Raw genomic sequence first — 11,782 nt, forward strand, 5'->3', positions numbered from 1 at the left:
CTACTTTTAATTAACCACTAAGGGAAGTAAGGGCACTAAGGAGGGGATATGGGGGTAGTGGTTGAGAGCCAATTTGAGTAAATTGGATAAATCTTTCAGTCTGTGGTACCTGTATGGAGTCGATGAGTGGCAGTGGAGGTATAGCCCAGTTTTCCCTTATAATATGCTGATTATCAATAGATATAAGCCCTCGGGGTATATTCAGTCCGGCTTGGTGGAGCTTTCTTTGTAGCGTCCTGAGGCTGATGCCTAATTGTTCAGAGAGCTGGTGCTTGGTGAGGGCGGTTTTGTTCATGTTTTGTAAGTTGTGATATCTAGATGGTTGAATTTTATTCAACCAAAATTGGTCTGATTAAAAGCTAATTCTTCTATCATTTATTTACTTTTATGAAGTGGTAAATAATGAGAATAGATGATATATATTTTATAAATAACTGAAAATCAATATTATATACTTTTAATCATAAATAGAAATGGACAAATTTTCTTTTGAGGAGGATAAAATTGTCGTCAAAATTATCGAGAGATCTAATATTGATGAACTGCAAATATTCTCTCGCCAGGATTTTGGGTCAAACAAAAACAAAATGACTCAAATTTTCGATTTGATGAGAAAGGATGCATCAATCTCTCTGCATGAGCTGAGGTCAAGAATATATGGAGCCACGATAAAATCCGAAAAAAGTTTTTATAGATTATATTACAACTTTAGAGAAAAGCTTATCAATACACTATTCTTCGTCGATACCAATTCTCCCTTATTCAGTGAGAGGGCTAAAGCATACTATAATTGCGCGCGAAGGACCATTGCTGTCAGAATGCTTGCAGAAAGAGGGGCCAGAAAAATGGCTATAGATCTTGCAGAAAGTACTATCCCGGTGACCATTAAATATGAATTCACTGACCTTACTGTATTATTAGCCAGGTTTTTAATTAGGCAATTCAGCACCACATTTGTAAATCCCAGAAAATTTGAAAAATATAGAATAGTTTTTACGGCAAATAACGATATGTTGTTCAAAGAGCTTTCGATTGAAGAAATTGCCGGTGAAATATTATTGAGGCAAAACTCAAATAAACCAATATCTATAAAAGGCCGTAATAAATATAATCCATCTGAAAAGGTCCAAAAAGCCATGAACCTAGCCGCTGGGCCTCTGTCCATAGAATTAATTCTTATGTGCTCTTCCGTCATTTTGGATTTTTATAAAGAGCAAAAGAATTTTATTGAGTTTAAAAAATGGACGAAATATTTTGCAGACAAAATATTTTCTAAACCCTTTCTTGCCGTAATTACACTTGAAATTTTAATTACCTCTCAATTAAAAATTACTATTATTTCGAAAGATGCCAGTACAGCTTTGGAGATCGATGCAAACTATTTTGATAAATTGAATATTGGAAATTTCAATTGGTATGCTTGTAATTATTATTTTATTCTCACTATGTTTCACACCAAAAGATATTTTGAAGGCGCTGACCGCCTAATCAGTGTTGCCTCCTATAAAACTTTCGCCAAACAACCCACAATAATTACGGAGTTATATTATATATTACAAGCTTATGCCAGCTTCCTTTATAAAATCGAGAAAATAACCACTTTAATTAAGCTGGAGGATTTTAGAATAAATAAATTTTTAAATCAGGTACCTGATTATTCACGTGACAAACAAGGGACTAATATCCCTATTATTCTTGTTCAGATCCTATTTTTCCTCGCGGATAAAAAGTTCAACAAAATTATCGATCGCATCGAATCCCTAAATTTATACTCCTACCGCCACCTCAAAAAAGATGAAAATTTCCGTTCGCAATGTTTTATCCGTATGATCTCAGAGATGGTCAGGGCTGATTTTAAAAAGACCGGTACTGTATTCCGGACTGAAAAGATATTTAATAAACTCAAGGCGGTACCTATTGAGACCTATCCCAATAGTGCAGAGACAGAGATCATTCCGTATGAGGATCTTTGGGAAATGATCCTGGAGCGGTTGGATTAGGTAGGTGGGGTGACCACTAATACTATTTAACCACTAATGGGAGTGAAGGCACTGAGGAAGTGAATAGGTGGGCATTTTGGCTCAGCTTTTGGGCGTAGGTGTGAAGTTCATATAAACCCCACTCTGTCTCTCCCTGACTACCTAAGGCAGCCCCTTCGGAAAAAGGGAAGAGGACCAAGTTCTTGGTATTCAGGCTGGATTCTTATTAAATGATCGGAGTCCACGCATCTGGTCACCGGACTGACAACCTAGGTGAAGATATTTCAGCCTATTTCAAGGATTCAAGAGCTTGAAAGAAGGATCTACAACTAATCAACCCCTCTCTGTCTCTCCCTGACTACCGAAGGCAGCCCCTTCGGAAAAGGGGAGAGGACCAAGTTCTTGGCATTCACGCCAGATTCTTAGAAAAGGTTCGACTTTAGTTTTAACCACCTATGCCGGGAAAATGCGTGCCCATCCCTGGAGAAGGCCTGTCCGGCTTTGGACGGGGAAGGGACGGGATGGGTTGATTTAGAGCGAAGCTCAATCAGAATCAACCACACTCTTTCTCTCCCAGACTACCGAAGGCAGCCCCTTCGGAAAAAGGGGGAGTACCAACTTCATGGCATTTAAGTTGGATTCTTAGAAAAGGATCGGATTCCTGCTTTAACCACCTATACCCAGAACATGCTTACACTTCCACCTTCCAGTTCACGTTCCCCAAATAGACCCTACCTGGCACGGCACTCAACTTTCCAGGTCTTGTTCGCACTAAATAAACTTACTTGTCTTCAAGATCATACCTGAATAAATAACATCTCTCAAGCATTTTTTACCAGACCATCAATCATATACCAGCTCCAAGAACCATTTTTTTAAGTCATCGGACCAAAATTTTCGCGCCATTTCGTGCCATTTCGCGCCATTTCATGCCATTTCACGCCATTTCACGCCATTTCGTGCCAAAACGGGCTGTACAGTTGTAATTCTGGATGCTTAGATAGTATTTTCGTTAAAAGTATTTATAGAAGTATCGATACTTTTCAAAAATCTCGTAGCCTGGTATAATATCATTGGTCGTAGCCTGACGATGGTGGTTATAACAAGCTTTGGTATTGGCTATTCTCTAAGTCTCTGATCTAGCGCTGGATGGGAGTACGACTAAGAGAAATTCAAACCAATTCAGATATCGTATAAAGCGGGTGAAGTATTTGTAATCGATACTTCTTGTGGCTAAGTTCCGATACAATAGATTTTAATTGATCTTATGCTAATCGTCGAGCTTTGCTACAAGGGTAATAAATACAAGGACGGAGCCACAGGCTATGCTTTGTTAAATATCTGCTTGAAACAAAAGTTGTGATGAAAACTCAATTGTCATAATGAAGGAAATGATACGCCCTCGAATGAGGGGTATGCCTTTCGTGGCCTAAAAAGGGGAAAGGAAAAATCGAAATTTTTAATAATTTTATTCTTATGGAAAATTTAAAAGACTTAACACAAAAGGAAGTAAGTGAAACAGAAGGAGGTAATCCTGTTTTAGTAGCATTAGGCGTTGGTATTTTACTAGTTGAATCTGCACAGTACATTAAAGAATTTACAGATGGATTTTTTGACGGACTTCGCAATTCTCTTAAAAATTTTTAACAATTATAATTTTTATGCATATGAAAAACAATGTTGAATTTTCGCAATTGACGACACTTGAAATTTCAGAAGTTAATGGTGGATCTGGTTCATTTTTAGGCGATCTTGGAACGTTCGCAGGCAACTTAGTTGGGGGTGTTATTCGCCTTTATGGTGCAGCATTAGGATCGGGTATGTACGCAGCAGGACTCAATACTGGTGATCCATTTGGTGGTAGTCCATCTTTTGGAATATCCTAATCTTTATCTAAAAAAGCAATAATAAACTATTTTTTTGTACCAGTTAAAATCTACGCCTAAACATAGTTAGGTGTAGATTTTTTAATATTATGATATCATTTTTTATAAAGCCATTTAGCAAAATATATGAATTTATCTTTAAATTTAAATATGATTATAATGTAAATAAAATTATTGTACTTCAATTATTAATAATAAATATTCTTTTAGCAATTATATGTTCTGTTTTTATAAACTATTTTAAAGTAAATCTAATAAATGTAAATGATATTGAGAATATAAATTATGAGGTAATTTTTGGTTTTATCCTAGGAGCACCTATAATTGAAGAATTTATTTTTAGATATCCTTTAATTTTAAAAATTGGTATTAAAGATAAAACTATATCATTTTTGACTGTTATTACATTTTTTATATTGATTTTTTTAAACAAACAAATAACTCCTGAGTATTATAAAGGATTTACTCATTTTTTTATTATATTATTTACTATTTTTATTATTTATTTTAATAAGGATGTCTTCTTTACCAAAGAATTACATATTAGTAATCAAGTCTATTATTTTCATTTTCTTAATTTGATGTTTGGTGTTTTTCACCTTCTAAATTTTTCTAACTTAAAAGATATAGCATATTTAACTCCTATTTTAATATTGCCACAACTTTTTTTAAGCTATGTATGTTCGTATATTTTTCTTTCAACAAAGGACATTAAATTCCCTATTTTATATCATGCCGTTTACAATTTTTGCCTTCTGTCATTATCATATTTTTAAAAATATCATCTTTTAAAGAGCTTCTTAGAATCTTATATTCATAATGTTGATTGTAAAATATGATTTCACAGAATAAATTTTCTTATCTTGAATGAGAAAATAACCTATTGTTAAGTCTTAATTTAATTCATTAATCATATCAACATATACATCTAGATTGATTAAATTAAAGTTATCATTTTTAAAATGAAATTTTCATTTATTTTTACTTTTATTTTTTTCATCAGTTTGTCGGCTTTGCTAATTCACTTTTCCACCCTCCCGATCTCCACCACCCTTCCCGCCATCATCCGTCCTCTTCAAGAGCGTACCGAGATTATATCTCTCTCCAGCGGCCTCATCGATACACTCTATTTGCAGGAAGGCGATAAAGTCAGAGCTAATAGTATCGTGGCTTTGCTCAAAGATCCTGATCGGGTCAATAGAGAATCCTTGTTACAGTATGAAATGGCCTGGAGGCAAAAATTGATTGCAGACCTCAAAGCATTGAACAGAAATGCACTCAATGGATCCCTGCTGATTAAGATCCAACATCCTGCTTTACGCCAGCAACTCCAAAAATATATGTACCGCAGAACAGAATTGGAGACTACCCTCCTCAAAGCCAAAAAAGAACTGGATATGGCATCCTACCTGTTTAAAGAAAAGGTCATCGCATCCAAGGAGTTTTTTGATAAAGAAAACGAGTACGATAGGCAAGTAGCTTCTCGGGACGCCTATCTAAGGGAACAACCGGGTCTGTGGGAACAAGAACTGGCCCTCAGAGAACAGGAGCTCGCACAATATCAATCACAATTAGAACAACTCGAAAACAGCAGGTACCTCTATGAGATCAGGGCTCCGGTAGCCGGGACGATCCAGGACATTGGCAAGTGGTACCGTGGATCAGCCATACAAGCGGGGCAAGTCATAGGCTCCGTGTCACCGGATGTCGAATTGATAGCAGAGTGTTACGCGGGTACGCGTGATATCGGCTTGCTGTATAGGGGGCAGGAAGCGAGATTCCAGGTAGATGCTTTTGACTATAAATACTTCGGCATACTCACCGGGAGGATCATCAGTATAGACAATGATTTTACAATATTAGATAATAAGCCGGTGTATAAAGTGAAATGTTGTTTGGACCATACCCAGATGCATCTGAAAAATGGCTTTACCGGAAATCTTAAAAAGGGGATGACTTTGACAGCGAGATTTACGATCGCTGAGCGCACACTTTGGCAATTGCTCTGGGATAATATGGATGATTGGTTAAATCCTTCGGCCCCGATAGTCATGAGGTAAATTAATTTAGTTAGACATTGTTTTAGATCCAATGCCATCCTCAGTTTCATGCGAAGTGATCAGGCTACATAAAAACTAAACAGCATAGTGAGTATTCCGTCGAGAGTCCGGGTAAAACAAAGAGATATCACCGACTGTGGTGCTGCCTGCCTGGCCTCGATCGCCGCCTACTATCGGTTGCAAATGCCGGTAGCGCGCATCCGCCAAAAAGCGGGTACGGATAAAAAGGGTACCAATATCCTGGGCCTGATAGAAGCAGCCGAATACTTGGGATTTGATGCACGGGGTGTTAAAGGCCCGTTTGAAGCGTTGAGTACAGTACCCCTTCCGGTCATAGTACATGTGGTGGTTAAAAAGACATTGCATCACTATTATGTATTGTATCGGGTTGATAAAAAGACAGTCACGATCATGGATCCGGGGCAGGGCAGGCTGATCCGAATGAGCCATGAAGCATTTAAGCAAGAATGGACCGGGGTGGTAGTTCTCCTCTCCCCATCCCAGCGATTTCAAAAAGGCAATCAGAAAACATCGCACGGATCAAGGTTTTGGCAATTGATCCGGCCGGAACTGGGATTGGTAGCTGGCGCATTACTGGCAGCGATCATTTATACGGTATTGGGGCTGTCCACAGCGATCTATGTGCAGAAGATCGTCGACTTTGTACTGGTCGATGGCAATCTTCGACTGCTCAATCTGATGAGTGTGATCATGATCGGGCTGCTGCTGTTTCAGCTGGCATTCGGCATGTACAAATCAGTGTTTTCCCTCCAGGCCGGGCAACGAATCGATCGCAGACTGATCCTGGGCTATTACAAACATTTACTGCGCCTGCCGCAGCGATTTTTTGACACCATGCGGGTGGGTGAGATCATCAGTCGAGTCAATGATGCTGTCAAAATCAGGGCTTTCATCAACGAGGTAGCGCTGAGCCTGATCGTCAATATACTCATCATCGGTTTTTCCCTGGCGGTGATGTTTATTTATTATTGGAAGCTGGCCTTGCTGATCCTGGCCGTCGTGCCTTTTTATATCCTCATCTATATGATCAGCAATGCGGTCAATAGACGATGGATGCGCAGGCTCATGGAGCAAAGTGCTGAATTGGAGGCACACCTGGTAGAGAGCCTTCATGCGGCGGGTACCATCAAACGGTTTGGTATTGAAATGCAAGCCAATGAAAAGACGGATACTCGATTTTCTACCTTATTGGGATCTATCTATCGAACCGGTATCTATGGGATTTCTTTAGGTACCGGCTCTGAACTGGTCACCAGGATATTTACGATCATCGTATTATGGGCAGGATCTTATTTTGTATTACAGAGGCATTTGTCTCCCGGCGAATTATTATCTTTTTATTCGCTGATCGCCTATTTTACCGGTCCAGCATCGTCACTTATCGGTGCCAATAAAGCTATTCAGGACGCTTTGATCGCGGCTGATCGGTTATTTGAAATCATCGATCTCGAAATAGAGCAAAGTGACGAACCCAGAATCACCCTCCTTCCTGAATTGATGGGTGATATCCTGTTTGACAATGTGTTTTTCAGGTATGGTACACGTACAGAAGTTTTTAAGGGACTGAATCTCGCGATCCTTAAGGGGCAGTCCACGGGGATAGTCGGCGAGAGTGGGTCAGGCAAATCTACGTTGCTATCTTTGTTGCAAAACCTGTATCCACTGCAGGAAGGCAAGATCCGTATTGGTCAGTTCGATCTCCGGCAGATCTCCAATGCCAGCCTGCGTCAGGTGGTAGGCGTGGTACCTCAGGACATTACTTTATTTACCGGTACCATTATTGAGAATATTGCCCTGGGAGACTTTAATCCTGATTTAAAGAAAATAGTAGAACTGTCGGTGCGTCTTGGAATTCACGAATTTATAGAAAAGCTCCCCTATAGTTATGGTGCTACCGTCAGCGAACACGGTGTCAATTTCAGTGGAGGACAAAAACAGCGTATCGCGATAGCCAGGGCGCTCTATCGTGATCCGGAGATCCTGATCCTGGATGAAGCAACCTCTGCACTCGATCCGGTAGCAGAAGAAAAGGTACAACAAACGCTGCAATGGTATAAATCACTTGGCAAGACGATCATAATCATAGCGCACAGATTAAAAACCGTGAGGCCATGCGATCGGATACTGGTATTGCATCAGGGGAGCTTAGTTGAGGAGGGCAGTCATGATGAGTTGATGGAAAAGCAGGAAAGATATTTTCAAATGAATTTATAGAGTGTATGAATGTAGTTTTTTATAATTTTAGTTTGGCCAGATGGGTATTCTGAGTTTTAAAAAAGGCATTCAAACAATGACTCAAATTTTAAAAATAAATCACGCGGGAAAACTACCCTGGCTATCTAATACAAATAGTACCTTATTTTGAAAATCATCTATGGTCTATTGTAATGAGGTTTAGATCAGGCAAATTATTTTAAGATATCTTTAAGTGTGCCACCGAATCAACCCCACTCTGTCTCTCCCCTTGGGAATGGGAGAGGACCACGTTTCTGGTCACCGAGTCGACAGCCAGGAGGAAGATTTTCAGCTTATTCAAGTAGGCTGCCAAGCTCTGGCCACCAGGCCCAAAAGCTTGGAAGTTGTGTGCGATTAGACCCGACAGCCTAGAAGGAAGATCTACAGCCAACTTCAAGCAATCCGCCAGGCTCTGGCATCCCCTTCCCTCGGGAGGCCTGTCCGGCATCAGACGGGGAAGGGCCAGGGATGGGTGCGATTAGAGCGATTACACTCTTAAGCACCTGCGGTGCCACCGAATCAACCCCACTCTATCTCTCCCCTTAAGAATGGGAGAGGACCACGTTTCTGGTCACCGAGTCAACAGCCTGGAGGAAAGTATTTCTGCTTATTCAAGCAGTCTGCCAAGCTCTGGCCACCTGGCCCAAAAGCTTAGAAGTAGGTTGCGATTAGACCCGACAGCCTGAAAGAAAGATCTACAGCCCAATTCAAGCAATTCGCCAAGCCAAGGCATCCTCAGGAGGGAAGGGCCAGGTATGAGTACGATACCCTCAAAAAATCTCAAAACAAACCTCTATTCCACCCCTTTACCTACCAACTAATTTTTGTACATTTGCATCGATTTTTAAGAAAATGATTAAATCAAACAAAATTATCCTCCGTAAAAATCTGATATTCAGTTTATTGTTCTCTTTCTTTGGGGGTTTTGTCTTTGGGCAGGCCCATGAAGCGAGCAGTGCTGCGGAGCAGCATGATGTAGAGCATCCTGCGGGAGAAGGCGAGGGCCATCATGAGTTTGATCCTGCTGCTACCGCCTTTCATCATATCTCAGATCAAAATATATATAGTATAGGCCCTTTTAATATACCGTTGCCTTGCTTTTTATACACCAAGGGCAAAGGCTGGGATGTGTTTTCTTCATCGAGATTTGGTTTTGATGGTTTTGGACACGGTGACGGGCATAAAGCTTATAACCAGTTTGTCCTGCACGAAGGTCAGGTGATGCGGGTGCAGGATCCATCCTTTCCCAGCGGCGAAGTGGAATTGGCGGGATTTACACATAAGGAGGAGTTGAATGAAAAAGGCAAAAAAATCGATATATATTTTGCTGATTATCAGGGTAATGAATATAGATTAGACAAAAAAAGTACTGCCGATGGTGGTTTATTTGGTGGGGGAGTGACTTCTTTTTACGACTTTTCTTTGGGCAAGAATGCCATTAGTATGCTATTGGTTTGTCTTTTGTTAGGATGGATGTTTATCCGTATTGCCAATGCATACAAAAACAATCCTGGCAGAGCACCAAAAGGTATTCAGAATTTTATCGAACCTGTGATCCTGTTTTTAAGAGACGAAGTAGCCAAGCCATTTATTGGTGCTAAATGGGAGAAGTTTTTCCCTTTCCTGCTGGCTCAGTTTTTCTTCATATTAGGCCTCAATCTTTTTGGACAAGTACCGTTCTTCGGAGGGTCTAACGTGACGGGTAATCTCAGTGTCACGATGGTCCTGGCATTGATCGCCTTCATTCTCACTACCATCAATGGCAACAAAAACTATTGGCAGCATATCCTTTGGATGCCTGGGGTGCCAGCTTGGGTCAAAACCATTCTGACACCTGTGGAGATCCTGGGTATTTTCATCAAGCCATTGACTCTGATGCTCCGACTCTTTGCCAATATCACTGCTGGTCATATGACTTTGGTAGTATTCGTAAGTCTAATCTTTATTTTCGGCAAGTCCGGCCAAAACGTAGGCGGATCCTTAGGTGCCTCGATAGGCTCAGGATTATTGTCCGTATTTATGATGGCGATAGAACTCCTGGTGGCCTTCATCCAGGCTTATGTATTCACGCTGTTGACTGCCTCTTATTTAGGAGCAGCCACTGAGGAACATCATCATGCAGAGGAGAAACATTAATCGTATACAATGCAAACATTATTCATACATATAAATTTTATTAAATTATGACAGGTTCAATTGCCGCTATTGGGATGGGTTTAGCCGTGATCGGCGCCGGCATCGGCGTAGGTACTATCGGTGGTAAAGCTATGGATGCTATCGCTCGTCAGCCGGAAGCTGTGGGTGATATCAGAGCAAATATGATCTTGACTGCTGCTCTTGTAGAGGGTGCTGCTTTGATCGCATTATTGTTATCTTATCTTTCAGCTTAATCCATTTTTTCAGAAAAGCTACTACCTGGTATCTACGATTGGTTTTTGCCAGGTAGCTTTTAAAAATTTAAATCATTAATAACGATCTCATGATATATCTAGCAGATTTCAGTCCCATCAAACCTGAGTTTGGTTTGTTTTTCTGGACTGTTTTATTCTTCGTATTGTTTTGGTTGTTGATCGGTAAGTATGCATTCAAACCCATTACGGAATCACTCAAGCAAAGGGAAAATGATATCCAGGATGCGATCGACTCAGCCAAAAAAGCCCGCGAAGAAGTGAACAATATGAAAGCGGAGAATGACCGTATTCTCGCCGAAGCTCGAGAAGACCGCGCTAAAATCTTATCGGAAGCCAAAGACACCAAAAACAGCATCATCAACGAAGCCAAAGAGAAAGCCAAAGAAGAAGCTTCCAAAGTGATCAACAGTGCGATGGCGGATATCGAGAATCAGAAAAAACTCGCCATGGTAGAAGTAAAAGATCAGGTAAGCAAACTTGCTCTGGAAATTGCAGAGAAAATCATTCGCAAAGAATTACAAAGTAACCCGGAACAGCAAGCATTCTCCAAGAAAATGGTAGATGAACTAAATCTCAACTAATGTCACTCACCAGGATAGCATCCCGATACGCCAAATCTCTCATTGATTTTGCCCAGGCTCAAGGCAAACTGGACAGGATATATGAGGATATCCTCAATCTTAAAGTTGCTGCTGACATCAGGGAGTTCAATTTATTGTGCAAAAGCCCGATCATAACTTCAGGTAAAAAGTCGGAAGTGTATCGGGCATTGTTCGAGAAAATTTTTGACCCCATCACTTTTGGGTTTTTTAATATCCTGGTAAGGAAAGGACGAGAAGAATATATGCCAGAGATCGCCCACGAATTTTTAAAACAATACGACGCCATCAATAAAAAAACTAAGGTGGTATTGACTACTGCTGAGGGTATCGATCCTGAATTGGTCGAGACCATCAAAGCCAAACTGACCCAGGCTGTTTCTACCCGGGACAATATCGAGCTGGAGACCAAAGTCAACCCCAAGCTGATAGGTGGATTTATGATCGAATACGATGATAATCTTTATGACGCCAGCATAGCACATCAATTACACAATATGAAGAAAGCTTTGGCTGGTGCAGAAATCACCTCTGAAAGTTCCTCCTCTGACAATCCGAAAAAAAATTAACTAATCTAATATCATAATATAG

General features: G+C 40.3%; 11 protein-coding genes. 10 read left to right on the forward strand and 1 reads right to left on the reverse strand.

Annotated elements, in window-relative coordinates; translation table 11 throughout:
• Positions 1–10: 10 nt before the first annotated feature.
• On the reverse strand, positions 11–295 hold the full coding sequence (locus IPJ09_19465) for a hypothetical protein (GenBank protein ID MBK7373571.1): 285 nt from the start codon (positions 293–295) through the stop codon (positions 11–13).
• A gap of 292 nt (positions 296–587) precedes the next feature.
• On the opposite strand from IPJ09_19465, the gene IPJ09_19470 reads away from it, so the two are divergent.
• The 10 genes from IPJ09_19470 (at position 588) to atpH (ending at position 11,760) form a co-directional block, all read left to right on the forward strand.
• Positions 588–2,000, forward strand: a complete 1,413-nt coding sequence (locus IPJ09_19470; protein ID MBK7373572.1) for a hypothetical protein — start codon at positions 588–590, stop codon at positions 1,998–2,000.
• A gap of 1,455 nt (positions 2,001–3,455) precedes the next feature.
• Complete coding sequence (locus tag IPJ09_19475) at positions 3,456–3,626, forward strand: hypothetical protein (GenBank protein MBK7373573.1); 171 nt, start codon at positions 3,456–3,458, stop codon at positions 3,624–3,626.
• Between the two features lie 20 nt (positions 3,627–3,646).
• Positions 3,647–3,865, forward strand: a complete 219-nt coding sequence (locus IPJ09_19480; protein MBK7373574.1) for a hypothetical protein — start codon at positions 3,647–3,649, stop codon at positions 3,863–3,865.
• Positions 3,866–3,954: 89 nt separating this feature from the next.
• Entirely contained in the window at positions 3,955–4,641 is a 687-nt protein-coding gene (locus IPJ09_19485; protein MBK7373575.1) for a CPBP family intramembrane metalloprotease, read from the forward strand.
• 186 nt (positions 4,642–4,827) lie between these two features.
• On the forward strand, positions 4,828–5,925 hold the full coding sequence (locus IPJ09_19490; GenBank protein MBK7373576.1) for an HlyD family efflux transporter periplasmic adaptor subunit: 1,098 nt from the start codon (positions 4,828–4,830) through the stop codon (positions 5,923–5,925).
• A gap of 93 nt (positions 5,926–6,018) precedes the next feature.
• Positions 6,019–8,160, forward strand: coding sequence for a peptidase domain-containing ABC transporter (locus IPJ09_19495; GenBank protein MBK7373577.1), 2,142 nt, complete (start codon positions 6,019–6,021; stop codon positions 8,158–8,160).
• A gap of 873 nt (positions 8,161–9,033) precedes the next feature.
• Complete coding sequence (gene atpB / locus IPJ09_19500) at positions 9,034–10,317, forward strand: F0F1 ATP synthase subunit A (GenBank protein MBK7373578.1); 1,284 nt, start codon at positions 9,034–9,036, stop codon at positions 10,315–10,317.
• A 47-nt stretch (positions 10,318–10,364) separates the two neighbouring features.
• The gene (gene atpE / locus IPJ09_19505; protein MBK7373579.1) at positions 10,365–10,571 is read left to right on the forward strand and encodes an ATP synthase F0 subunit C; all 207 of its coding nucleotides are present in this window, start codon (positions 10,365–10,367) and stop codon (positions 10,569–10,571) included.
• An 89-nt stretch (positions 10,572–10,660) separates the two neighbouring features.
• Entirely contained in the window at positions 10,661–11,173 is a 513-nt protein-coding gene (gene atpF / locus IPJ09_19510) for a F0F1 ATP synthase subunit B (protein MBK7373580.1), read from the forward strand.
• Positions 11,173–11,760, forward strand: coding sequence for an ATP synthase F1 subunit delta (atpH, locus tag IPJ09_19515; GenBank protein ID MBK7373581.1), 588 nt, complete (start codon positions 11,173–11,175; stop codon positions 11,758–11,760). Before atpF ends, atpH begins: the two co-directional genes overlap by 1 nt.
• The last annotated feature ends 22 nt before the right edge of the window (positions 11,761–11,782 follow it).

It is taken from the genome of Saprospiraceae bacterium (assembly GCA_016709995.1).
In the GTDB taxonomy this organism is placed as follows: Bacteria; Bacteroidota; Bacteroidia; order Chitinophagales; family Saprospiraceae; genus JADJLQ01.

Coding starts and splice junctions, on each gene's coding strand:
- IPJ09_19465 (MBK7373571.1), bottom strand. CDS start 295: ATGAACAAAACCGCCCTCACCAAGCACCAGCTCTCTGAACAATTAGGC.
- IPJ09_19470 (MBK7373572.1), top strand. CDS start 588: ATGACTCAAATTTTCGATTTGATGAGAAAGGATGCATCAATCTCTCTG.
- IPJ09_19475 (MBK7373573.1), top strand. CDS start 3,456: ATGGAAAATTTAAAAGACTTAACACAAAAGGAAGTAAGTGAAACAGAA.
- IPJ09_19480 (MBK7373574.1), top strand. CDS start 3,647: ATGAAAAACAATGTTGAATTTTCGCAATTGACGACACTTGAAATTTCA.
- IPJ09_19485 (MBK7373575.1), top strand. CDS start 3,955: ATGATATCATTTTTTATAAAGCCATTTAGCAAAATATATGAATTTATC.
- IPJ09_19490 (MBK7373576.1), top strand. CDS start 4,828: ATGAAATTTTCATTTATTTTTACTTTTATTTTTTTCATCAGTTTGTCG.
- atpB (MBK7373578.1), top strand. CDS start 9,034: ATGATTAAATCAAACAAAATTATCCTCCGTAAAAATCTGATATTCAGT.
- atpE (MBK7373579.1), top strand. CDS start 10,365: ATGACAGGTTCAATTGCCGCTATTGGGATGGGTTTAGCCGTGATCGGC.
- atpF (MBK7373580.1), top strand. CDS start 10,661: ATGATATATCTAGCAGATTTCAGTCCCATCAAACCTGAGTTTGGTTTG.
- atpH (MBK7373581.1), top strand. CDS start 11,173: ATGTCACTCACCAGGATAGCATCCCGATACGCCAAATCTCTCATTGAT.